The organism is Natrinema amylolyticum (assembly GCF_020515625.1).
In the GTDB taxonomy this organism is placed as follows: Archaea; Halobacteriota; Halobacteria; order Halobacteriales; family Natrialbaceae; genus Natrinema; species Natrinema amylolyticum.
In genome coordinates this window covers 949,924-974,657 of sequence record NZ_JAIWPJ010000001.1, presented here as the reverse complement: position 1 = coordinate 974,657, position 24,734 = coordinate 949,924, and the positions used below count along the sequence as shown (strand labels likewise).

General features: G+C 60.5%; 21 protein-coding genes. 14 read left to right on the top strand and 7 right to left on the bottom strand.

The features are described 5' to 3' along the window. Positions 1–2: 2 nt before the first annotated feature. Complete coding sequence (locus LDH66_RS04775) at positions 3–1,610, bottom strand: COG1361 S-layer family protein (protein WP_226479925.1); 1,608 nt, start codon at positions 1,608–1,610, stop codon at positions 3–5. Positions 1,611–1,889: 279 nt separating this feature from the next. Between LDH66_RS04775 and LDH66_RS04770 the strand changes: the two genes are divergently transcribed. From LDH66_RS04770 to LDH66_RS04755, 4 genes are all read left to right on the top strand, one after another. Then, positions 1,890–2,516 (top strand): TetR/AcrR family transcriptional regulator, encoded by a 627-nt coding sequence (locus LDH66_RS04770; RefSeq protein ID WP_226479924.1) that lies wholly within the window; start codon positions 1,890–1,892, stop codon positions 2,514–2,516. Positions 2,517–2,845: 329 nt separating this feature from the next. After that, positions 2,846–4,219 carry a hypothetical protein gene (locus LDH66_RS04765; RefSeq protein WP_226479923.1) on the top strand — a complete coding sequence of 458 codons (1,374 nt, stop codon included), beginning with the start codon at positions 2,846–2,848 and terminating at the stop codon, positions 4,217–4,219. Positions 4,220–5,099: 880 nt separating this feature from the next. Further along, the gene (locus tag LDH66_RS04760) at positions 5,100–8,213 is read left to right on the top strand and encodes a surface glycoprotein (protein WP_226479922.1); all 3,114 of its coding nucleotides are present in this window, start codon (positions 5,100–5,102) and stop codon (positions 8,211–8,213) included. A 470-nt stretch (positions 8,214–8,683) separates the two neighbouring features. Next, positions 8,684–11,557, top strand: coding sequence for a BGTF surface domain-containing protein (locus LDH66_RS04755; RefSeq protein ID WP_226479921.1), 2,874 nt, complete (start codon positions 8,684–8,686; stop codon positions 11,555–11,557). Positions 11,558–12,224: 667 nt separating this feature from the next. On the opposite strand, the gene LDH66_RS04750 is transcribed toward LDH66_RS04755, so the two are convergent. Both LDH66_RS04750 and LDH66_RS04745 read right to left on the bottom strand, forming a co-directional pair. Further along, positions 12,225–13,550, bottom strand: a complete 1,326-nt coding sequence (locus LDH66_RS04750) for an FAD-dependent oxidoreductase (protein WP_226479920.1) — start codon at positions 13,548–13,550, stop codon at positions 12,225–12,227. 60 nt (positions 13,551–13,610) lie between these two features. Next, positions 13,611–13,916, bottom strand: a complete 306-nt coding sequence (locus LDH66_RS04745; protein WP_226479919.1) for a hypothetical protein — start codon at positions 13,914–13,916, stop codon at positions 13,611–13,613. Positions 13,917–14,121: 205 nt separating this feature from the next. Here LDH66_RS04745 and LDH66_RS04740 point away from each other — a divergent pair, with 205 nt between their 5' ends. The 7 genes from LDH66_RS04740 to LDH66_RS04710 all read left to right on the top strand — a co-directional run bounded on the left by LDH66_RS04740 (position 14,122) and on the right by LDH66_RS04710 (position 19,474). Further along, positions 14,122–14,397: an ArsR/SmtB family transcription factor gene (locus LDH66_RS04740; RefSeq protein WP_226479918.1), complete on the top strand. Its 276-nt coding sequence runs from the start codon at positions 14,122–14,124 to the stop codon at positions 14,395–14,397. 55 nt (positions 14,398–14,452) lie between these two features. Next, on the top strand, positions 14,453–14,764 hold the full coding sequence (locus tag LDH66_RS04735; RefSeq protein WP_226479917.1) for a DUF8036 family membrane protein: 312 nt from the start codon (positions 14,453–14,455) through the stop codon (positions 14,762–14,764). A gap of 309 nt (positions 14,765–15,073) precedes the next feature. Then, positions 15,074–17,077: a DUF7282 domain-containing protein gene (locus LDH66_RS04730; protein WP_425492907.1), complete on the top strand. Its 2,004-nt coding sequence runs from the start codon at positions 15,074–15,076 to the stop codon at positions 17,075–17,077. 94 nt (positions 17,078–17,171) lie between these two features. Then, positions 17,172–17,459, top strand: coding sequence for a DUF357 domain-containing protein (locus tag LDH66_RS04725; protein WP_226479915.1), 288 nt, complete (start codon positions 17,172–17,174; stop codon positions 17,457–17,459). Positions 17,460–17,675: 216 nt separating this feature from the next. Further along, positions 17,676–18,656 carry a transcription initiation factor IIB gene (locus tag LDH66_RS04720; RefSeq protein WP_226479914.1) on the top strand — a complete coding sequence of 327 codons (981 nt, stop codon included), beginning with the start codon at positions 17,676–17,678 and terminating at the stop codon, positions 18,654–18,656. Positions 18,657–18,765: 109 nt separating this feature from the next. Further along, positions 18,766–18,945, top strand: coding sequence for a DUF7836 family putative zinc-binding protein (locus LDH66_RS04715; RefSeq protein ID WP_226479913.1), 180 nt, complete (start codon positions 18,766–18,768; stop codon positions 18,943–18,945). A gap of 292 nt (positions 18,946–19,237) precedes the next feature. Continuing rightward, the gene (locus LDH66_RS04710; RefSeq protein ID WP_226479912.1) at positions 19,238–19,474 is read left to right on the top strand and encodes a UPF0058 family protein; all 237 of its coding nucleotides are present in this window, start codon (positions 19,238–19,240) and stop codon (positions 19,472–19,474) included. Positions 19,475–19,698: 224 nt separating this feature from the next. Here LDH66_RS04710 and LDH66_RS04705 read toward each other — a convergent pair whose 3' ends face one another. Beyond that, positions 19,699–20,190, bottom strand: a complete 492-nt coding sequence (locus tag LDH66_RS04705) for a DUF555 domain-containing protein (RefSeq protein WP_226479911.1) — start codon at positions 20,188–20,190, stop codon at positions 19,699–19,701. A 139-nt stretch (positions 20,191–20,329) separates the two neighbouring features. Here LDH66_RS04705 and LDH66_RS04700 point away from each other — a divergent pair, with 139 nt between their 5' ends. Further along, entirely contained in the window at positions 20,330–21,268 is a 939-nt protein-coding gene (locus tag LDH66_RS04700) for a DNA-3-methyladenine glycosylase family protein (RefSeq protein WP_226479910.1), read from the top strand. 314 nt (positions 21,269–21,582) lie between these two features. Here LDH66_RS04700 and LDH66_RS04695 read toward each other — a convergent pair whose 3' ends face one another. Beyond that, a complete protein-coding gene (locus LDH66_RS04695) occupies positions 21,583–22,836 on the bottom strand; it encodes a GLUG motif-containing protein (RefSeq protein WP_226479909.1) in 1,254 nt (417 codons plus the stop codon). Between the two features lie 588 nt (positions 22,837–23,424). Between LDH66_RS04695 and LDH66_RS04690 the strand changes: the two genes are divergently transcribed. Beyond that, entirely contained in the window at positions 23,425–23,742 is a 318-nt protein-coding gene (locus tag LDH66_RS04690; RefSeq protein WP_226479908.1) for a DUF3784 domain-containing protein, read from the top strand. Between the two features lie 144 nt (positions 23,743–23,886). On the opposite strand, the gene LDH66_RS04685 is transcribed toward LDH66_RS04690, so the two are convergent. Together LDH66_RS04685 and LDH66_RS04680 are read right to left on the bottom strand one after the other, a co-directional pair. Then, the gene (locus tag LDH66_RS04685; RefSeq protein WP_226479907.1) at positions 23,887–24,132 is read right to left on the bottom strand and encodes a hypothetical protein; all 246 of its coding nucleotides are present in this window, start codon (positions 24,130–24,132) and stop codon (positions 23,887–23,889) included. Beyond that, entirely contained in the window at positions 24,132–24,356 is a 225-nt protein-coding gene (locus tag LDH66_RS04680; RefSeq protein ID WP_226479906.1) for a hypothetical protein, read from the bottom strand. Before LDH66_RS04680 ends, LDH66_RS04685 begins: the two co-directional genes overlap by 1 nt. A 95-nt stretch (positions 24,357–24,451) precedes the next feature. On the opposite strand from LDH66_RS04680, the gene LDH66_RS04675 reads away from it, so the two are divergent. After that, positions 24,452–24,730, top strand: coding sequence for an acylphosphatase (locus LDH66_RS04675; protein WP_226479905.1), 279 nt, complete (start codon positions 24,452–24,454; stop codon positions 24,728–24,730). Positions 24,731–24,734 lie beyond the last annotated feature (4 nt).

Below are 24,734 nucleotides of genomic sequence, written 5' to 3'. Positions count from 1 at the left end.
GATTAGCGTTGTCGCACCCAGAGGCCGATGCCGATTCCACTCACGGCGAGCGCACCGAGTATCCCGACGATAACCGACGGGAACCCGCCGCCGTCATCTTCGCTGGGTTCGACCTCGATGGGGTGTTTGTAGACGTCCGAGAGAACCGTCTCGCCCCGACGGGTGTCGTACTCGAAGTCGAGTTCGACCGGATGCGTTTCGACGGTCGCGTCCGACGCTGCCGAGATTTCGAACGGAATCTCGGCCGACTCGCCGGGCGCGAGTTCCTTGACGAACGCTTCGTCGTCGGGCGCGTCGAGGGCCCCTTCGGTGTAGAGTCGAGCGTCGATGTTCGTCACCGTCTCCGGGCGATCGTTCGTAATCTCGAGAACGAGATCGCTGTTCTCGCCTTGTCGAACCGACGCGCCGTCGTCGCTGATCGAGAACTCGTCAGCTCGGTCGCCGACGACGACTCGCTGGGAGATCGGGCCGTCCTGCAGGGTCGTGTCCCCGCTGCCGGTGTACTCAACGGTAAACCGGAGCTGGCGGGCACCCGCGTCGGCCTGACCACTGACCTCCACCGGGTAGCTGAACGACGCGGCCTCTCCCTGCTTCAGTTCGGGAAGGGCATAGCGAGTATCCTCGACGAACAGCGAGTCGCTCATCGGTTCGACGACCAACACCGCGTCGTCGACTGGACGTGGTCCGTCGTTGACGACGTCACCGGTCATGTCGCCCTCGTATCCGACCGACAGGGAACCCTCGAGGTTCCGAATCGAGAACGACTGCGATTCCGCCAGTGAGAGCGTCGTCCGAACGGGATCGGTGGTCCGGTCGATACCGGCCCCGTCCTCGTAGGTGAACGTCACCTCGAGGGGTTTGTCCGTCGTGCTGGTTGACTCGGCGACCGACGCCTCGACGGTCGTCGTCGTCGACTCGTTGGGTGCGAGGTCACCGATCGCGTTCTCGCTCGTTCCGCCGTCGATCGTCACGCCGCCGAAGCCGGTGACGGACGCCCGGGTGTGATTCGCGGCCTCGGACCCCGTGTTTTCGATCTCCATCGTCACGTCACCGCTCTCGCCGGGAGCGACGTCGCTCGCGACCGTCGAAACGGTAAAGCGCGGTTCCTCGGGGACCGTCACTCGGTACTCGAGGGTCTCGGTTCTCGTCTGTCGTTGCTGCGTTCTCGACCCGTCGGAGACGAGCGTCGTGTAGTCGTACGTCACGTCGACATCGATCTCGTACGTGCCCGGCTCGATATCTCGGGGCACGTCGATCGCGAGCGGAGCCGTCGCGATCGCACCGTCCTGAATCGGACCGACGCCCACTTCGCCGCCAGCCGCCTCGAAGGGGCCGGCGTCGTCGATCTCGGCGGTCACACCGCGGGCAGTGACCACTCGATCGGCGTTCGCACCGGTGTGTAACTCGCCGCTGTTTTTGATACCGACCTCGAGCGTCGTTTCAGTGCCCGGCGTGACCTCCGGGTTCGAGTCCACGGGCTCGAGGTTCGGTTCGCCGCGGGTTAATTCGCCACCGGCTTGCTGTGCCATCGCCGTGAACGAGAGGGGGGCGAGCACGCTAACGATAGTCACGACGGCGAGCGCGAGGGCAGCGCCGCGCCGCCGGTTCATTGGGACCACCCCGTCCGCGACCCGAGAGCCACTGGCGATGCCCTCATCGCCGAGTTCTCTCGTTCGATATACGTGTCAAATTGATTGTCACTCATTGAGAAATGAGCGGAGCGCAGTCAGTATAACTCTTTTGAATGAACGTTCAATCAAACCGGTTATGGCACCGCGGGGTGACGTATCGATGCATGCACGCACTCGTTTCGGTCGCGGCGTCAACTGGCAGTTCACGGGTCGGGCCGTTCCGATCGGTCTCGAGAATGAGTACTGAGGTGGGCTCCCGTGCCCGGTGACGTCTTCGACGAGCCGACGGACACCCGCGAGAAAATCCTGGCGGCGACCTACCGGAGCCTCAGCGAACACGGCTACGCCGACCTGACCATGCAAACGATCGGCGACGAACTCGAGCAGAGTCCGTCGCTCGTCTATCACCACTACGAGAACAAGGACGCGCTGGTGCTCGCCTGTCTCGAATTCTTACTCGAACACTTCGAGGACGAACTCGGACAGGGCACGGTCGAGGAGCCGCGGGCGCGACTCGAGGAGGTACTCGAGTGGTGGTTCGCCACGGACGTCGACGACGAGTGGCACGCGTTCGTGACGACGATGCTCGAGCTCCGGGCGCGGGCGGTCCACGATCCGGACTATCGGGCCCACTTCACCCGAAGCGATCGCGTCTTCAAACGGTCGCTCGCCGCGATCATTCGGGCGGGGATCGAAAGCGACGCGTTCCGCGAGTGCGAGCCCGAGCGCGTCGCGGAGGTCCTGCAGACGATCTTCATCGGGGCATCCCTTCGGCGCTCGAGCACCGACGACGACGAGTGGCTCGCAGAGATCCACGGCGAGTTACAGGAATATCTTCGGACGCGCGTGTACGCGGGAGTCGACTCGGATTCTACCGACGAGTGAGGGGGCGGTTCCGATCTGTTAGCGTTCGACAGACCTACTCGACTGGTGACGACGAACCGCGTTCCGCAGCCGTGTGGACTCGAGACATGATCGAGACGGTGATTTCTCGAGCGCTGGCTTCCCAGAACGTCGTCCGCGTCCTCATCCACGGCCAGAGAGGCACACTGGAAGATGCCCAGTGCGAGTTCACCGCTTGAGTCGTCATCGTCATCTCCGACGGCGAACTGGGTATGGATTGACCCCGCAGCTGAGACGGAGTGCTAATTCACACGAGCTGATTACTGTCAGTATCTATTATATGTTGTACGTGAACTGTCGGCACGAGAGAGATGAGTACGGAACGGACGCGACCCACGAGCGGACTCGATCGGCGATCGTATCTGAAACTGGCCGGGCTGGCGGTTCCGGCGGCCGTCTCCTCGATGTCGGTAGCGAGCGCGGCGGACGATGCCGAATCGTACGAGGTCATCGAAGCACGCGGCCAGACGATACCAGTCGGCGACGGCGAGACGTTCGCGAACAAGCTCATCGACTACACGACCGGCGAGGGCTGTACGATCGACGCGAGAGAGTCGACCGACTGGACGATCCGGAATATCGGATTCAGAGGGCGAAAGCGAGCGCCGCGGACCGTGTTCGGCCTCTCCGACACCGGTAACGGGACGAGCGTCGTCGAGAACGTCTATCTCGGCGACGGGTCGGACGAGGTCGGCGACTCCGCGCACGGGCCCGGCGGTATCTTCGTCGGCCCGGAGCACAACGGAACGCTCGAGTTCAGGAACGTCAACGTCCAAGGGTTCCCCAACAACGGTATCTACGCCTCCGCTCCGGCGACAGAGGGAAAGGGATCGAAGGGCTCGATTCACATCGACGGCTGTTATGCAGCTGACTGTGGCATCTCTCACTATCGCGTCGGCGGCGACGGCGACACGATTACCAACTCGACCGCCGTACTCACCGAGAGCGGCTACGACGGCCGCGGTGTCTGGGCGTGGGCACCCGGCGAGGTCAACGTAAGGGACTGCCAGTTCGCGATGGACGGTCGCCATTACTCGTTCGTCGTCGGTGCGAACGATAGTCCGAGTCGGCTCTCTATTACAGATACGGAGTGGGACGACGGGTTCCACGGCGGGTGGGCAACTCGCTACGGGGGATCGATCACGTTCGAGGAGGGGAACGGTAATAATCCAAAGGACATCGTCCCAGAAGATTGCCCGGCATCGATTACCGACGCGCTCCCGCAGGATGTCGGCGACCTGATCGTCGATGACCAGGAGTCGACCGGTGACACCCTTTCCGTCGATCTGGCATTTTACAACGCCGCCGACGCCGTCGTCCTCATCGAAACCGAATCCGGGGACGTGATCGGCCACAGTAACGTGATCGCAGCCGGTGAGGCCGCCGAAGCGTTCTCAATCGATTTGGAGCCGTCGCTCGAGAAGAGCCAAACGGTGACCGCCCGGCTGCATCACGTGCGCGACGAGGCCGAAATCGGTGACGCGGTCACCGTGGGCGGTGAGCCCGTCGCCGATGCTGTCGAAGTGACGATCACCGACTGGCACACGGATTACACGAACGAAGACGATGTCGTCGATAGCGACGGCCTCAACGCTGCGGTTTCCGACTATCTGTTCGGCGATATCACTGACAGCCAGTTCAACGAGATCGTTCGCTCGTACCTTTCGGGACGTCCGGTAACGTAATCGTGACAAACCGACTGGATTTCGAAATGAATGTACTGCCTCACAGCGCTCGGGACGCGTGCTAATAAGTTATTACCGAACGGTTCACTGATATTTATTTCCCAAACGTTAGAGTAGTATTCTGTGACGTTCATCATCAGACATAAGACAGGTTGATAAGCGACGAGTCGATATCCACGGATGGCGGGGACGGATGGGGTATCACCCTGCTCACCCACACACAACCGACTCCCGCCCCGTGGGTAGGGGTACCAGGGTGACGTACCGCTAACCATCCGACTTTCGATGCAGATCCGGCAACTGTCTCTTGTCAGAGTGCCACGTATTTCGTGGCATGATTTTCGGACCGCGAAACGCTTCCTCAAGTGCTCAATTTTCCAATTAATAGTTAAATTATAACACCAGATAGAGATCTTTGAACGGGCAGAAGCACTATTATGAGATTTGTTATGAACTTATTAGGTCCTTCTTCCGCCGATCATGCTTCTGGCTACGAACAGCTCGAAAATCATACCAAGAGGAAAGTATTCCAAAACAATCTTTTTGTACCGAATTGATTACATTAGGTCAATGGCTACTGATATTACGCAAAATAGTCCGTTAGACGACTTAGAACAACTACACTCGAAGATACGACTGGAAAATTAATTAGCTACTAACTCCGTTTCTTGTATGTCATACAGTATACTCATGCGTTGTGACGTACAACAAAGTATATAAGAGATGGCTATGAAATATCTGCCGTACCCCTACCCATGGTCATGCAAGCAAGTAGGATCGGACGGCGTCTCTCGGACCGGCTTCAACGTCCGATTACTCCGATTCACGATCGGAACGCAAGCGTGGCCACACAGGAGAAGCAACCCGAACAATACAAAACATGACAAGAGACAATACAGCAACCTATCACGAGAAGGGACGTGCAGTAGTCCTGACCGTGATGATGGTCCTGTCTGTCATCGCAATGTCCGCAGCGTTCGCGGGCGGGGCGGCGGCGGCAGCGACCGCGGTTAATTCGGACGATACAGATTCAGGCGAATCGGATATTACAGTCGAATACCAGTCAGGTGATAATAACGTCGCGTATATCGTTGACGTAAACGGTAACGGACAATACGATAGCGGCACGGACCTGTATGCCAGCGCATCAGTAGATGGCTCTAGTGCCGGCGCGCACACTTTCGAGAACGTGGATATCAGCAACCTTGCTGCACAGAACTATGACATCCACGCTGCCTCAGGTGACTCGACTGCCGTTGCCGAGCCAAACGATGGTGTCGATATTACGGCTACTACGGGTGGCTGGGCCGATGTTGAGAACACTGGCGAGCTGACTGTCAGCCCTGCTAACTATCAGATCACGGGTCTCGAAGCACCACCGTACGCACCGTACGGTGCAGACATCACGGTCAACGCGACGATCGAGAACACTGGTGACCTCGAAGGAGACCAGACCGTCTCCTACCACGTGAATGGGAGTACTGCTCTTACTCTGAGCTATGATAGCAGCGATCAGCGCGATTCCCAAAGCAACGTTGTTGTCTCGCCCGGCGGAGAGACAAACGTTGAGTTTACACCGAACACGGGAGATGACGGCGTCTTCGCTGGCGCTACCACTGACTCCAACGACGACTACGTTCACGGTGTCGCCACGTCTAACTCCACTAGCGGGGCAGACCTGACGATTGCAACGGACGATAGCGGGACTGTGAGCACTGACGTGATTAACGCTGACACCCGTGAACCCGTCGCAGGTACTACTGTCAACATCTACGATGCTGACGAGTACAACACGGACCCGACTACGGCAGTCCCCCTCGATTCGCTGGTGACTAACGAAGACGGCTTCGCCCGCTTCGAGGGTCTTGCTGTCGGTCCTACGCAGGCAGACTCGTACGACTACGTCGTTGAAGCTGAAGGTAGCGACCTTCTCGTCTCGAACACGCGCACGGCTTCGCTCTACACGCCGGGTCAAACCGGTGACAGCGTCGAAGTCGAACTCGAGACTGACGAAGCGCCACAGGAGATCGGTATTGGCGTCTTCGACGAAGAGCAGCAGCAGATCGTCAGTAACGAAACGACGCTCCTCGCAGACGGTGAACTAGATAACACGCAGACGTACGTTGTCTACTCGCAGACGCAGGACGAGGACGACCCAGCCGTGAACCGCGACGTCACGGTCGACCTCACCACTGACGAGCTCGAGCCGATGGCCGCCAATATCAATGGCACCGCGGGCGAGCTCGACATTGCGAGCTTCATCGACGAGAACGGTAACTCGACCCAGAACCTTACCGTCACGATCACTCCAGACAGCTCCGAAGGCAACATTGACGACAATGCCGCTACGGGCAACTGGTCCTACGAGACGTTCGAAGTGAGTGCTGACTACGCCAACGAGAGCAACATGACGGTCAACGGCGAAATCGAGCCGATCGTCAGGAACCTCATCGACGGCGAAGCAGTCTCCGGTCTCGACAGTGATGCCTCGCCAGCCAACGCGAGTGCTGCAGCTAACGTGACCTACGTCCTTGAGGGCGACGAAGTTGTCACCGGTGAGATCCGCGACGGCGAAACCCAGGAGCCGATCGAAGACGCTACCGTCTGGGCCGCCTACGACGGACAGGTCGACCAGTCTCACGACTACATTAACGAGACCTTCGTTAACGAGCAAGGTGATTCCTTCCTGACCGCCGAGACCAACGAAGACGGTGCCTACGTCGTCAGCGGTCTCGCTGGTGTGGAAACGGACTTCAACCTCTACGTTGAGTACAACGATCAGTACGACCGAATCAACCTAACGGGCGACGCTGCTGGTCAGTACGTCGCTGGTACGGACCAGAACCTTAACACTGGTGCCGAGAACGATCAGGTCACGCAGGACGTCGCTATCTTCCAGGAAGACGTCGTCTTCGACTACCGCACGAACGTCTATGTCCAGGAAGACGGTGAGTGGGTGAACTCGACCGCACTTCCGCTTGACGATGCGACCAACGTCAAGGTTGTGACGGAGCGTAACCCACAGACTGGCGACGATGAGTGGAACCCCGCTCCGGGTCAGGATGTCCAGATCGATGTCGCTGACGCGTCCGTCGGTTCGGTTGAGGCCGTCAACCTGACGACTGACGACAACGGTACTGCGACGACCACCTTCATCGGTGGTCCGAACACGGGCTTCACTGACATCAACGCCAGTACTGAGAACGTCGAAGAGACTGAGTTCACGACGGACGAAAGCCAGAACGCCGAAGTCGAAGTCTACGGCGTCGGTCAGCTCACTGGTGACGTTGTCGACTCCGAAGACAACAACATCCCCGGTGCAACCGTCGAACTCTTCGTCTGGAACGAAACTGCCGACCAGTACGATAGCATCCGTCAGCGTGAAACCGGTGCCACTGGTTCGTACGCGTTCACGAACCTCCGAACTGGTGCGGACTACCGCACCGAAGCCAGCTTCGCTGGTCAAACCGGTTACACGATCGACGAGAACCTCCCACTCGGGACGACTAACGCTGACATCGTGATTGAGAACGTCGAAGCCCCCGAAGGCTTCTCCGTCTCTGATCTGGGTGCACCCGCGAACGCATCTCAGGGCGATACGATCACGGTGACGGCAAACGTCAGTAACACCGCCGCCGAGAGTGCCACAAGCATGGTCGACTACGTGTTCGACGGAGAAGTTGTGGACTCCGAGGAACTCACGATCGATGCTGGAGCGACCACCACGGTCGAGTTCCAGTACACCGTCGATGCCGAGGCTGGTGACTACGAGCACGGTATCTCTGCTGACAACAACGAGCAGACCGCGACGCTCACTGTCAGCGAAGACACTGACAACGGCAGCAACGAGCTCCCTTACACCAACGAAAACGGTATCGTTGACGAAGAGGGCCTCAACGCCGCTGTTACCGACTACCTGAGTGACGATCTCCAGGGTGGCTACACCTTCAACGAGATCGTTACCGCGTACCTCTCCGGCGAACAGCTCGCGTAATCGCGTAAAGGACATTCCTCGTCCTTTCCGTCCTAATCACGCTTTTTTGCGTCCGCTGATCGGCCATTAGACTCGTCTTCGCGATAATTATTATACGCACGCGATAGTTGATCTTGATCTACGACGAGACCGAGTACCAGTACTTCTGTCTGATTCGAACCGGAACCCGCATAACTTTCCTCTGATTTGACTTGCGAGTAGTCCAGAAACCTCATTTCACACAATTTATCGCCAATCTATTCACTCTAAGAAGCTTCTCAGGCCAACGAACCGACTGGTAATAGAATATTATTTCTCCCCATGTGACTGGGAATATGATTAGAGAAGGCTTCAGTGAGGGGTATTCCCGCGGGTAGTATGGCTGGGTCTGCCCGTCAGGTAACACAAAGCATTTAATACATCAACACAAGGTTTCGCGTGTATCGGGACGGGTAATCCATGCCTGTCCCCGAGCACAAAAGTCGATAAACATGACAAGCGAAACTACAGACAAGGCACGCAGCGTAATTCTCGCTGCTATGATGGTTCTTTCTGTGGTCGCGATGACCGCCAGCTTCGCTGGCGCTGCCGCGGCACAGGAGGCTACCACGGCCGACCGCACGCTCGAGACGACGGAAGTCGAGCAGGGCGGGACGGTTACGGTAGATATTGAGGTAGCGTTCTCTGAAGAAACTGAGTATCAGATCCAGGACAACTTCGACTCCGAGCTGGACGCCCAGATCGTTGACGGCACCGGTCCCCTCGACAACGCCGGGGACGATCAGGTGACGTTCAACGCAATCGGCGACTCCGCATCTGACAGCGCAACGGTCACGTACGAAGTGTCCGTTCCTGAGGACGCTGCAGTCGGTACCACCTACACGTTCGATGGTGTCGTTCAGACGGACGAGTCGTACGACATTAACGGCGACAGCGAACTTACTGTCGTCGAAGGTGACGATAGCGACAACGGCGACGACTCCGACAACTCCGACGAGGACGAGTCTGACTCCGACGATGTCGACGTGAGCTACGAGTCCACGTCCGACATCTCCGGTCAGCTCGTCTGGAGCGGTCAGGAAGTCGCAGTCGGCGGCTTCAACTCCGGCGAGAGTGTCGTGCTCCGAGAGAGCACCGGTGACAGCTCGTCCCGACCGGCGGGCGAGTTCACCGCTGACTCCGACGGCTACGTCACGTTCGACACCAGCAACCTCGAGACTGGTCAGTACTTCTTCGACAGCCGAAGCAACCAGTTCGACATCCTGGTCCAGAAGTTCGAGACCGCCGAGTTCGAGTCTGACAGCGTCAACGACGCGACCAACGACTTCGGACTCGAGTTCGACTCCGCTCGCGCGAAGTACGACATCGAAGCCTCGGCCGACGGTGACCTGGACGTCGACGAACTCGAGCAGGTCTTCGAGAACTTCGACATCAGCGACACCGACGAGGATGACAGCACCGTCACCCTCGAAGACGTCGAGGACGGCGAATACGAGACCAACTTCACCGGTATCGACACCGGCGAATACACGTTCGACTTCGCAGTGACTGACTCGACCGCCGAAGCGTCGGACACGGTCAACGTCACTGAGAGCACGGGCGCAGACCGCTCGTTCACCGGTAGCGCAAGTGCAGAACAGGGCGACACCGCAGTCATCCCGATCGACACTGACGGCACCGACGAGACCGTCGTTAAGGTCGGTGACCACGGCGAGACCGCCTACGAGGTCGGCCTCGAAATCGACTCGTCGGACTACGACGAGGACGAGTTCGGAATCGCGATGAACACCTACACCGCGGGAACGACCGGTGACGAATCCGGTTCCTTCGCGGCTGTTGACTCTGAGGGTAACGTTATCGACGACGTCAGCGTCGACGTCGTATACGCGAACATCAGCGACGAGGGCGAGGACACGATCGGCGACAGTCTCGGCGCCGGCGAGTACCTCCTGACCATCGGCAACGACTGGGAGTCGCTCGACGCTGACATGGGCGACGGTGACGCCACGATCGCTGACGAGCAGGACTCGTCGTACCTCCTCCTCGAGGAGCGATCGGAGATTGGCGACGTTGCCACCCACACCGCACCGACTAACGACAACCTCGAGAACGTCGAAGACCTCGAGGACACCACGCTCACGCAGACTGGAACGATCGCGCAGGACGACCACATCGTTGTCAGTGCCGAGGACCTCGGCATGACGGGCGTCTTCTTCGGCCTCGACAACGGCGATGACGTCACGCAGGAACTCCAGCAGGCCGGCATCTCGCTCGAACTCGAGCAGGAGAACCCCGGCACCAACCGCGACGCGCAGATCCTCAACCTCACGGGCGAGGACGCTGACAAGCTCAACGTCACTGCAGTCAACGCTGGCGACTACAACGGCAGCGAGCTCATCCTCGTCATCGAGGACGAGGACGGCGAACTCAGCTACGCCAGTGAGGAGTACACGGTCAGCCTCACGGTCACTGAGGACAACAAGTACATCGGCGACGAGGACGACGAACTCTCGTCGAACACCTCTGTCACCCTCGAAGAGCGAGAGCTCGACTGGGACGACAGTGCTGCACAAGTGCCCGCGATCGACGGCGCAACCGCTGACGGCTCCACGAACGTCGCACCGGGTACGGAGCTCCGCACCCGCGCCCGATCCACGGGTAACTTCGTCGAGAACGACGAACCCGTCGTCATGGAAGAAGACGGTGACCGGTACTTCAGCGCCGAATTCGACTTCGCTGAGTACGAGCCCGGCACCGAATTCGAACTCCGCGTCCGCGACACGAACACGGCCAACAACGCTGACGAAGTCACGATCGACTCCGTCCTCTCCAAGGCCGAGGAACCGCGGCCGTTCAATTACGACGTCACCACCGACCCGTCCGAGCCTGTGGTCGGTGACCACGTCACCGGTACGATCGCTGTCGAGAACCCCAACGAGGACGTTCAGTCCGAAGACGTTGAGTTCGTCTTCGACGGTGAGACGCTCTACGACCAGACCGTCGAACTGAACGGAAGCGCCTCCGACGAGATCACGCTCGACCTGCTCGAAACCGCTGAGAAAGGCGACTACGAGTGGGAACTGATCGTCGACGGCGATAGCCAGGACTCCGGTACGCTGTCGGTCACCGAGAACTCCTCTGACGTCGAGGACGGTGGCTCTGAAGACGGTGGCTCCGAGGATGGCGGCTCCGAGGACGGCGGCTCCGAGGATGGCGGCTCCGAGGACGGCGGCTCCGAGGACGGCGGCTCCGAGGACGGCGGCTCCGAGGACGGCGGCTCTGACGAGACGCCCGGCTTCGGTGTCGGCGTCGCACTCGTCGCTCTGCTCGGCGCAGCCATGCTGGCACTCCGACGCCAGAACTAAGCTGTAAACTACCGGCTCACGCCGGCCTTTATTCCGCAGTTTCTTTTCTTGGACGTCATACCCACCAGCGACAGCGAGAGGTCGGGTGTCGACAGTCTCGAGTCGAACCAGTGACGGGTGTCCGTCTCCCGAGAGAGGTACTGGGAGGAACACGGGCGAGTCGTCGAGGAACACCGATACTCGAGTCACAGGAGACCGAGCCATCGATGGGGCACACCTGACTGTCACTGACTGACTCGAATTCGTCCGAGAGGAGCCATGCCGACCACACGGTGAGATACTCCCATCGGAGATCGAATCTGCCGGACGCCGACTGATCGACGATGTAGTGACCGGTCCGTACCGATCGTTGGGACGGCAACTCACAGACTGTGAGGGCGTGCGGTCGCTCTCTGATGTACAAGCCATCCTAGCCCGCAATGGTGTGTCGTTAGTGCGTATGAGGGTCGGCAACCGATCGTCTCGGATCCGAGCTCGCGGCTCTCGAGAGACGGAACCACCTGAGCGCCCACCGAGTTCAGACGCTCTTGAATCGAACTCGAGTACTGTCGGTGAACACGAGAGACGACGACTGCAGATGTGACGAAAGGACAGTGGTGCCGAACGGAGGAGAACGAGCGGCGATCGGTGCGACGATTCTCGTGACGATATCGGAGAACTGGTTCGATTAGTCGTCGGCCGTGGCCGGTTCCGCTTCCTCTGCGCTCGAGTCGGCTCGCTCGAGGTCTTCGAGGTATTCGTCGGCGTCCAGCGCGGCCTTCGAGCCCATGCCGGCGGCGGTCACGGCCTGCTGGTAGTGGTAGTCGACGACGTCGCCGGCGCCGAAGATACCGGGGACGTGGGTCTCGGTCTGGCCGCCGCCGTCGCCGCCCGTGGTCTGCAGATAGCCCTCGGCGTCCGTCTCGACGCCGGTGTCCTCGAGATAGTCGGTGTTGGGGGTGTGACCGATTGCGAAGAAGACGGCGCCGACGTCGAAGTCGAATTCCTCGGTTTCGGGGTCATCGAGGCGGTCCGTCGGGTGGCCCTGATCGTTTTCGACGAGAGTCACGTGGTCGACGCCCTCCGCCTGGGAGCCGTGGATCTCGATCAGTTCGGTGTTTTTCATGATCTCGATATCGCCCTCTTCGACCTTCTCGTGCACGCGGTCAACCCAGTAGTCCTCCGCACGGAACTCCTCGCGACGGTGGGCGATGTAGACGGTGTCGGCGAACTTCGTGAGGAACGTGGCCTCCTCCATAGCGGCGTCGCCACCGCCGACGACGAGCATGTCCTCGCCGCGGAAGAACGCGCCGTCACAGGTCGCACACGTCGAGAGTCCGTAGCCCATGAGTTCGTCCTCGCCGGGGATACCGAGCGTCCGGGCGCTGGCACCCGAGGCGGCGATGACGGCGTCGGCGGTGTAGACGTCGCCGTCTTTCATCTCGACGCGGAACGGCCGGCTCGAGTCGTCGACGGATTCGATGATGCCGTTTTTCAGGTCGGCACCGAACTGTGTGGCCTGCTCTTTCATGTTGTTGACCAGCTCCGGACCGCCGATGCCGTCGGGGAAGCCGGGGTAGTTGGCGACGTCGGTGGTCAGGGTGAGCTGGCCGCCGGGTTCGTCGCCTTCGATGACGAGCGGCTCGTTGTTCGAGCGGCCGGCGTAGATGGCAGCGGTCAGCCCGGCGATGCCGGTACCGGCGATGATCAGTTTTCGGTGTTCGACGATCTCGCCGTCGTCCTCGGTGGCGAGCCCGAGTTTCTCGTCGAGTTCGCCGGTCTCGTTGAGCGCGCTGGTATCGTCCCAGCCGCCGATCAGTTCGTCGTCGATGAACACTTCGGGGGCGGTCTGGCGGCCGTCCGCACGCTCGACCATCTCCTCGAAGAGTTCGTCGTCACCGGTGACGTTGTAGGTCTCGTACTCGATGCCTTTGCTGTCGAAGAGGTCTTTGGCCTTCTCGCAATAGGGACAGTCCGTCTTGGTATAAATCTCGACGCGTGGCTGGTCGCTCATGTATCAAGGTAGGGACAGAGCGCCTAAACCGCTTGCGTTCTCAGCAATCTCACCCCCTTACTATGACGGCTCGACGGCGTCATCCGTCGTTGTTGCACCGTCGACGAATTCCACGGTGACAGTCACCTCGCGGTCGGTTCCGTCCTCGAGCGCCGTCTCGAGCGATTCGACGAGGGCCGGATACGGGGTTGGTTGGTCCGCGGGTCGCTGGACGACGAGGGTGACGCCCATCTCGTCGCTCACGACGCCGCCGTCGCTCCCGTTGCTGGTCTCTTCGGTCCGAACGCAATCGAGGCCCTCGCCGTCTAGTACGCGGAGCGCGTCGTCTCGAACGGCGGCCGGCACGAACACCCGAATGAGTCGCACTGTCGTCCCTACCGCGGCACCGCTTGATACTATGATAGGGTCGTTACGTTCGGAACCGAGAATCCCTCTCGGGACGGATACGAATCCCGAGGTCGCAATCGCTCGAACACCGATCGTAACGGTTTCGTCCGGCTCTTCCGGTAATTTGCGGCTACTGTTCCCGAGAGGTGATAGTTTAAGAGTGTTGAGTGACTGGGACCCGGTAATGGAGGCGGCCCTGTGGTACGTGCTGACCGGCACTCGCGGCGGCACGAACCGCGTACGCATCCTCAACGCGCTCGACGAGCAACCGCGAAATGCGAACCAACTCGCGGAGTCCCTCGAACTCGATTACAAGACGATTCGACATCACCTCGACGTGCTCCTCGAGAACGACATCCTGACGAAGAGCGGCGACGATTACGGCGCTATTTACCTCCCGACGGATCGCACGCGCCGTCACTGGGAGACCGTCGAACGGATAATCGAGAAGGTGGAGTAATTATGGACGAATTTGGGAAAGAGTATATCTCGCCCTATTTCGAACGGAGGAATAGATGAGCGCCTGGATTATCGTAGCGAAGGTCGCAACCGCCCTCAACGTCGCGTTGTTGCTCGGGCTCGGATACATCTGGGGCCGCAATTATCTCACGTTCAGGTCGAAGCATACGCTCGGTCTGCTCGTCTTCGCTCTGTTCCTGGTGCTCGAGAACGGGCTCGTGTTATACTACTATCTGATCGATCCGGCCCTCTCGGCGTGGTGGCACGACGAGTCGCTGGTGCCGATGATCGTCTGGCAGACCCAAATGGCGATCAACGTCGCCCAGACGGTCGGCCTGTCCTTTTTGCTCTGGATCACCCTCGACTGACGGTCTCTCTTCTCGTGGCGGTCGCGTTCGGGCTCGGTTTGCCACCGGAATACCGACGGTCAGCGACGGTCCGTCCGCTCGATGTGATCCGGGCACGGTGACGCTGTGCGACACGGCCGTGACATCCCTGTTCTCTTCAGATAGCGGTCCGAACGAGGGGTTTCGGGTCGAATTTGGGTCCGAGTGCGGTCGGAGTCCCACGGGAGTGCGGTCGGAGTTCGGAAAATCCTTTTTTAAGTATCCGGGGCAGTGTGGGCCATGCGCCAATACAGCGCAGTACTGATGGGAACCATCGTTTTGGTCAGCGCGATGCTGGCCGGGACGGCGGGTGCTGCCGGCGCGGCGAACGCGTCGGCTCCCACGGCACAGGAACACGATCACGCGGCGGTTACCATCGACGCGCAGACGTCGGGCGGCTCGACGGTCGTCGTCGACGAGGTGACGCTCCCGGACGGCGGCTTCGTGACGATCCACGACAGCTCGCTGGGCGACGGTGCGGTGCTCGGTAGCGTCGTCGGCTCGAGTGCGTATCTCGAGTCTGGCACGCACGAGGACGTCACCGTCTACCTCGAGAAACCGATCTCGGAGGACGATACGCTGTTCGCGATGCCACACACCGACTCCGACGAGGATCGGGTGTACTCGTTCGTCTCGAGTAACGGCGAGGCAGACGGGCCCTACACTGCCGACGGTGACATCGTGATGGAGAGCGCCGAAGTTACCGTCTCGGCCGGCCTCGAGATGAGCGAGCAGCCGACGACCGGCGACAGCGTCGTCGTCGACCGCGTCGAGCTTGCGGAGGGCGGCTTCGTGACGGTCCACGACGGCACCATCGCGGACGGCGCGGTCTTCGAGAGCATCCGCGGGACGAGTGACTACCTCGAAGCCGGCGTTCACGAGAACGTTCGCGTTAGTCTCGATGAGTCCCTCGAGGGCGACGAGACGGTGTACCCGATGGCTCACCGGGATTCGAACGACAACGAGGCGTACGACTTCGCAACGAGTGAGGGAGCCGACGACGGGCCGTACGCGAACGCGAACGGTGACCCGGTGATGGCTCCCACTGACGTGACAGTGAGCGACGACGCGACCGTCTCGTTCGAGGCCCAATCCTCCGGCGGGAGCGCCGTCGTCGTGGACGAGGTCTACGTCCCCGAGGGCGGCTTCGTGACGATCCACGACAGCACCATCGCGGACGGTGCGGTCTTCGAGAGCATCCGCGGCACGAGCGACTACCTCGAGGCGGGACTCCACCGCGACGTCGTGGTCCACCTTGACGACGAACTCGCGGCAGACGATACGCTGTTCGGAATGGCACACCAGGATACGAACGACAACAACAAGTACGACTTCCCCGCCAGTGAGGGCGCTGAAGACGGCCCGTACACCACTGACGGCGACATCGTGATGGACGAGGGCGACGTGACGGTTTCGGCCGCCGTCTCCGCTTCAGCACAGTCGTCGGACGGCACCACGATGACGATCGATCGAGTCGACCTCTCCGAGGGCGGCTTCGTGACGGTTCACGACGCCAGCCTCTTCGAAGGAGACGTCTTCGGGAGCGTCGTCGGCACGAGCGACTACCTCGAGGCCGGCACGCACGAGAACGTTGAGATCATGTTCGACGAGCGACTGACGGCCAGTCAGACGGTCGTTCCGATGGCACACCAGGATACGAACGACAACAACAAGTACGACTTCCCCGCGAGTGAGGGTACCGAAGACGGCCCGTACACCGCGAACGGTGGCGCCGTCGTCGACACGGCCAAGCTGAGCGTTCCGGCGACCGTCGACGCGACCGACCAGCAGAGCGACGGGGAGACGATCACCGTCGATTCCGTCACCCTCCACGACGGCGGCTTCGTGACGATCCACGACGGCACGCTCGCGGACGGTGCGGTCTTCGAGAGCGTCCGCGGGACAAGCGCCTACCTCGGCCCCGGCACGCACGAAAACGTTGAAATCGCACTGGACGATCCGCTGACGGCTGACGGCGACGTCTTCGCCATGGCGCATCGAGATACCGACGGCGACGAAACGTACGACTTCCTCGAGAGCGAGGGCGCGGCGGACGGTCCCTACGCGGCTGCCAGCGGACCGATCATGTCGCTCGCCGGCGTGACGGTCGACGATACCGAGACGGACGAAGCGTCCATGGACGACGAATCGATGGACGACGGTGAATCAATGGAAGCGGAAGACGATGAGACGGACGACGAGTCGGCCACTGACGACAGCGTTCCCGGCTTCGGGATCGTTGCGGCACTCGTCGCCCTGCTCGGTGCAGCGCTGATCGCTCGACGAAGCCACTGAGGCGGCATCGAGCTATTCGACTGCGGCAGGCAACGACGATACCGGGGATCGGCGAAGGCGACGCACTTACGGGCTCGAGCGACGAGCATCACCCATGGCTGCCGATCTCGAGGAGAAGACGGACCGGTACGGCGAGTTGCTCGCGGAGGCGCTCGAGGAGGCCACGGTCGCGCCCCCCGAGGGAACCCCGATGGCCGAGGCGGCCGCCGACTGTTACGAGATGGCGGCGTCGTACTTGGACGACGGCAATCACTTCCGGGAGCGAGACGACCTCGTCAATGCACTCGCCTCGTTTTCATACGGGCACGCGTGGCTCGACGCGGGAGCCCGCGTCGGGTTGTTCGACGTGCCGAGAGAGGGCCATCTCTTCACCGTCGAATAATGCGACTCGCTCGTCAACCGGCCCCTGAAGCCTGGCCCTGCCATCTCAAACGATTAATCACTATGTAACCGGAACCTATATAACAGAAAATCCGGGTAGTTTATAAAGTAGGCGGAAGGTTTATATGGCTTACGGCCTTACCCTATGTTAGCTGAGGCGACCGGGTTTCTTCTGGTTACCCCACCCGGGAGCCCCGAGTAACCCACCCGATACACCATGACAGACACAAGCATCCGAACCTATACGAACGAGCAAGAGACCGAATCCGAGGAGGAAAGCACGGCGGTATCCGACGAGCAGGAACACTGTCCGGAGTGTGGCGGTCGACTGATCTCGGACGACGAACACGCCGAGACGGTCTGTACGGACTGCGGTCTCGTCGTCGAGGAAGACGAGATCGACCGCGGCCCCGAATGGCGGGCGTTCGACGCCGCCGAGAAGGACGAGAAGTCCCGCGTCGGTGCACCGACGACCAACATGATGCACGACCAGGGGCTCTCGACGAACATCGGCTGGCAGGACAAGGACGCCTACGGCCGCTCGCTCTCGAGTCGCCAGCGCCAGAAGATGCAGCGCCTTCGCACCTGGAACGAGCGGTTCCGCACCCGCGACTCCAAGGAGCGCAACCTGAAGCAGGCACTCGGCGAGATCGACCGGATGGCCAGCGCGCTCGGCCTTCCGGAGAACGTCCGAGAGACTGCCAGCGTCATCTACCGGCGCGCGCTCGAGGAGGACCTCCTGCCGGGTCGCTCGATCGAAGGCGTCGCAACGTCCTCGCTGTACGCCGCCGCTCGCCAGGCCGGCACGCCGCGCAGTCTCGACGAGATCTCGGCCGTCTCCCGCGTCGAGAAGATGGAACTGACCCGCACGTACCGCTACATCATCCGGGAACTCGGCCTCGAGGTCAAGCCGGCCGACCCCGAACACTACGTGCCGCGGTTCGTCAGCGATCTGGATCTCTCCGACGAGACCGAGCGTATGGCCCGCGAACTGCTCGAGTCGGCCCGTCAGGAGGGCGTTCACAGCGGCAAGTCCCCGGTCGGCCTCGCGGCCGCCGCGGTCTACGCCGCTGCGCTCCTGACTAACGAGAAGGTCACCCAGAACGAGGTCAGTGAGGTCGCGAGCATCTCCGAAGTGACCATCCGCAACCGGTACAAGGAACTGCTCGAGGCCTCGGACACGGCCGCGCCCGCCTAAACGGTCAAGTCTGTGGCTGTCGTCTGTCGCATCACGATGATGCGGGTGGTCTTTTCGGCCGTGTGGAATTGCGATAACGTTTTTCACGTCTCGTGTGAAAGTGTATGGCATGGATAGAACGACAGTCCAGCTGTTGTGTCCCGAGTGTACGAAGGACTGGCAAATGTCTCCGGACGAACTTCCCGCAACCTCCGAGATGTTTCACTGTCCGAACTGTCACGCGTCCCGCCGGACTGCCGAATTTATGCGAACGGACCGCGATCTCCAGACGCTGAAACAGCTCAGGTAGGGTCGGCATCGAGATCGGGTTTCCGCCTAGTATCGAACTGTCATTTTTCCGCTCTCGTTCCAATAGTAGTCACGGTTTAAGTCTCCGAACCCACCGTATCGGAAAGTGGAAAGAAAGAGCTTCTTACGCTCGTAAATAAGATCGTAACACGCCTTCATCATGCGATTTTTCTCGAGTAGGGACGGCATTCGAACCATCCCCGACGGTGACACACCAGATGGTCGACACAGGCTGCGTGTTAACGCGACTCAAGATAATAATATAACCCTGCAGTGGGTAGGAGAAGATGGTTATGAAGAAGCAGGAGCTCATTCACCTTCACGGCCTTCTCGCGGAGGTATCCAATCAGTGTGCAGCGTGGGAAGACTGTCAGATCGATCTCGAAGAATACGAGTCGCGGGGTATTCGACCGACATCGATTCACAAATCGAAAACCGATCACAAGGCCGCTGTTTTTGCGCTCGCCGGGGGAATTACGACGAACATGCGGGAAGAAGAGCAGGAAGCAGTCGCCGCAACTGCGGACTGAGCATCTCGTTGCATCCTCCGACCGACGGCAGCAACTGATGAGAGACATCGCTACCGATCGGATCGACTATTCCCGTCGCGCGTGCCGCCCCTCGCTGACGGCGGCGACCGATCATCGGACTCGAGACGGTTTCAGTGTCCAGCTGCTCGTCGCTCGGCGGGTATCGGACGGCAGAAATCGTTCCGAGGGTCCGACCGTTCGACCGGTGGACCGCTGACCGCGGATTACTCGACGAGGTCCTCGAATTCGGGGAGGATTTCCTCGTCTTCGTCCTCTTCGTCGTCGGTTCCAGCGGCCGAGGTGTCCGTCGTTTCGGTCTGCTCGTCCGCCTCATCGGCGTCCGACGACTCGTCGGTCGTCTCCGCCGCTTCGTCGTCCTCGTCTTCGAGCACGTCGATCTGTTTGACCTCGAGCGGGATGTTCTCGAGGAGTTGGCCGATCTCTTTCCGGGCGATACGCGAGGCGTGTTCCTCGCGCTCGACGTTGAAGACGGTCATCTCCAGTTCGAGCGCGACGAGCGCTTCGTCGGCCGCGATGAACGCGGGCGGGAGCTCCTCGCCCGACGGTGAGGTGCGCTCGCCCATATTGATCTCGACGTAATTGAGGTCAGGGTTCAGCATCTCGCCCGTCTTCGAGATGGCGATACGGATCGCCTCGTCCTCCGTTTCAACGTCGAATACCGGCACGGCAGCTTCGACGACAACCCTGCAATCCATGCATAGACGTTGTATCGCATACAGTAAGAAGGTTCGCCTCACGGCGGTCGGATCGACGCCGTAGCGCTGTGTGCCGTTCGGCGTGCTCGGCGGTGCGCTTCGAAAGGCAAAGGACCCACACGCCCGAAGGGGCGACCGAATGGAGACGGGGACCATCCCGATCGACGATCTCGGTGGGGGACTCGACCTGTATCGAACGCTCGAGAGCGGCCAGAGCTACCTCTGGCGGCGCGAGGACGGCGAGATGTACACGGACTCGCCGGCTCCCGGCGCGTGGTACGCGACGGTCGTCGACGGCGACGTGATCCGCGTCCGGAGCCACGACGGACGCCTCGAGTGGGAATCGACCGCCGACGCCGAACCGACCGTTCGCCGCCTGTTGCGCCTCGACGACGACCTCGAGGCGATCGTCGCGGCCGGGCCGGACGACCCGTTGCTCCGCGAGGCCTACGAGGCCCATCGCGGGATGCGGCTCGTTCGGGACCCGCCCTTCGGCTGTCTGATCTCGTTTATCTGCTCGGCACAGATGCGAGTCGGTCGCATTCACACGATGGTCTCGACGCTGGCCCGCGAGTACGGCGACGAGATCGAATTTGGCGGCGAGACCTATCACGCGTTCCCGACGCCGGCACAGCTCGCGGCGGCGACCGAGGCCGAACTGCGCGAACTGGGGCTGGGCTACCGCGCCCCCTACGTCGTTCGGACGGCCGAGATGGTGGCGAGCGGCGAGGCCCACCCCGAGGAAGCGCGAGGCCTCGAGTACGAGGCCGCGCGGGAGTACCTGACACGGTTCGTCGGCGTCGGCGACAAGGTGGCCGACTGCGTACTCCTCTTCTCGCTGGGCTTCGACGAAGCCGTTCCGTTGGATACGTGGATCAAGTCGGCGATCGAGGAGTACTATCCCGATTGCGATCGCGGCTCCTATGCCGAGACCTCGCGGGCGCTTCGCGAGCGGCTCGGCGTCTCCGCGAGCGACGCGAGCGGAGGCTCGTCGGACGAGTCCGACGGCGGCGAGTACGCGGGCTACGCCCAGACGTACGTCTTCCACCACATCAGAACTGGCGGAAGAGAGATTTAAGGCAGCGAAAACAGAATATTCTTCCTCTTGAACAGGTACAAATTCTCTGATTAACTTCTAGCAGCGGTGTCGCAGCGTGCGATCTTCGTGTTGATCCCCGAGGATAGGTACGGCTGCCGCCTCGAATCGGGGCTGCAGTACAATACGATCTGTGGCTGGATCTTCGACACCGACGAGGTCGATCGACAGCGGTCGGTCGTATAGTCGAGCTCGGCTGTCGCGTTGACGACCTCGGCGGGCCCGACGTCGTACTCGACGAGACGATCGGCGGCCAGCTGCCAGGCTTATTGTGAGAGAAAATCAACTAATCAAGTTCAAAACGTGTGCGACACTGACTCACCAGAGAGATAGAACGAGACAACTGTATTAAACTGCTCGCTAGTGAGATGCCCCTTAAGATAGTCAGCGACTGCAGTGTTGAGACCGTCCGTTCCGATGACGTTGTTATCATTGATGTACTTGCTGATGTTTACAGTCGTGTTGGAGGTCTCCAGTTTCGGGTAATCCTCTGTGACCGGGGCCCATGTTGATTCGAAATCAAGTTCGGCCATCGTCTCAGTGGCGCTCTCACCCTGCATCTCGGCGGTTGTCAATCCAGTTACCTCGCTATCAGCTTGTTGGTCGAAAACCCCGGGACCATCAGTGAGATTGGTATCCCAGTATGATGCCGAAATAATCGCGTTTTGGGTGTTGTACCCAAGTAGCCCACCTACCATATCGCCGGCGGCCACAGTATTGGCAGCATAGGTTTTTGAGATAGTTGCCTCACCGGTATTCCCCCCGACGAGCCCGCCGGCGATAAGATCTGAAGTAACGTCTCCGACTGCATATGAATCACGGATCTGGGCTCGATTGGCGTTCACACCGACGAGTCCGCCGGCAGTTTGGCCGCCAGTTACTGTCGCCTCTGATGACGATTTTTCGATAGTTGCTTCAGAATGGTTTACACCAACGACACCACCAGCTACGGCATCGATACACTCAATATCGCCAGCTGCGCTTGCCTCTGAGATCGTCCCTCCTTCAACATTATGTACGGCCACTCCAGCAGCGAGCTGTTCTCCGGTAACCGTCCCACTTACCGAGACATCTCGTATAGTACCGGTCCGAGAAACACCAACGAGGCCGGCACCCCCCGCGCCATCCTGTATCTCGACGTCCGTGAGGGAGACACGTTCAATTGTAGCATTATTGATCGTATGGAATAGGGAGCCGCCCTCCGAACGGTGGATCGTCAGCCCAGTGATCGTGTGATTGTGTCCATCGAATGTCCCGGTAAACTCAGTTTCGGTGCTTCCGATCGGCTTGAAGCCGTCACCGCCGTTCCACTCGGCCGTCGCGCTCGCATCGATATCCCCATCGAGTTCGTAGTGGGCAGCAAGGTCATCGTTGATCGCCTGAAGTTCACTTGCAGTCGTAACCACATACGGGTCTGCCTCGGTCCCGCTGCCTGACAGTTCGGAGATGTTTGTCTCCTGAGTTGCGGTGGAAGAGACGCTCCCAGCCGCGATACCAGTTAGAAGCGATCCCCCTAGCAGGGATAGCACCCCTCGTCTACGAAGTCCCATAGTGCCTCGTGTGTAATGATGTATAATAAGATTGTTCGCCGAATCTATACTTGCTCGTTGATAGCCGGATACCCACTCTCGAGTGCGACGACGGCCTCACTGGGCTCGGGATCAGAAAGAGGCTGAACTACGATCGTTCACTTGGGAGCAGTCGACTTGAAGGATACACCCGCTACTTACTGCGAGGGGATTTACGCCGGTCATCTTCAAGATCCCGTCAGGTGTGGCAGTGCAGAACTACCTGGAAAAGCTCGAGAAATATGATCTGGTCGAGCGGAAGAGGGTGACGAAACTGCTGGTATACGGTGACTGATCCCGACCTCGAGATGGGCGTTGATCTCGGTTTCGTGTTTTTAGCAATGTAGCAGTCAGTCAGCGATTTGTGCCAGCGGAGTTAGATTTCCCGAACCACCAGACTCAGCGTCGTCGAGCAAATCAGAGATCACATCGTTAAAGGAATTCTCAGGACCGTTCCGACCATTGAGGCACCTCCAAGTATCCTCATTCACACGGATCGTCATGGTGTCGTTGTCGGACGTGGAGTCGAGCCTGCGGAACGATTTTGTGAATAGACTGTCAATTACGCACATGGCCAACGGACCAGTCCTCTCCCTCCTGATCACTGCGGGACTCGTCGCCGTCCTGGGGATCCTGATCAAATACGGCGGGATGGTCCAGCTGATAGCGGGCTACGATCCGGATCGGGTGACCGACGAAGCGGGGCTGGCAGAGTTTATCGGAACGAACACGCTGTACGTCGCGGCGCTGATCTTCCTCGTCGCCCTGGTCGAGTACGCGGAGCCGTTCGACGACTCCGAAGCGGTCTGGATCGGATTCGCGGTCGGCGTCGCCGGTCTCGCCGCTCGAATGATAGTCGGCGCTCGTCGCTACGAGGAACCGGCGTAGTCGCGAGACGGACCGTAATCTCGCCGCGAGCGCGTCGTCGTCGAACTCGAGCCACCACGGTCGTTCGCTCGGCGTGTCGCTGCCGTGCGTGAAAACCGCCCAGTAGAATCGTGAGCCGATCGCGGCCGCCAGCCGTACAGTTTTTCACTCGTAATCTTCGCGTCCCGTGACGGCCCAGTAGGCCTGCGAGACGAGGGTGATCGCGAACACGACGACGAGCGCCGCGGCGATCCAGATCGCGACCTGCCGTCCGAGCAGGTAGTACGCCAGCGCGCTCGCTCCGAGAACGAACAGCACCGCGCCGACGACCAACTCGAGGAGTTCCCGGACCGACGCGCGACTGCTCGAGATGTCGAGATACTCCTCTTCGAAGCGATCGATGATTCCCATCAGCGGAATTCCTCGAGGGTCGTCTGGTTTCGCTTCAGCGGCCGGGCCCGATAGCCGTACTCGGCCGAGCAGACGACCGTCTCCGGCGTCGTTCGAAAGGTGTGGTCGGCGTGGGCGTGGCTCACCACGTTGACCGCGCCGACGGCGCTCCGAGCGTCGGCGACGACGCCCGACTCGCCGCGCTCGCGTTCGAAATGAATTCCGTCTCGGTGCCGTACCGTCACTGGAATCGCTAGGGGCCCGAGGCACCTCCCGTTGTCGCTTCGACTGTCCGGAAATCGGAATCGGATTTTTGACGCTCGCCGTCGAGCACTCCCATATGGCAGGTCGAACACGCGCACACGTCTTCGTCTCGGGGACGGTACAGGGCGTCTACTACCGCGCGAACACCCGCGATACGGCGCGAGAGAAGGGGGTCGACGGCTGGGTGAAGAATCTGGACGACGGACGGGTCGAAGCGATCTTCGAGGGCCCGGAGGACGCCGTCGAGGAGATGATCGAGTGGTGTCACACGGGCAGTCCCGCGGCCGAGGTCGAAGACGTCGAGGCCGAGTACGAGGAACCGCAGGGGGAGGACGGCTTCGAAATTCGGTACTGAGTCG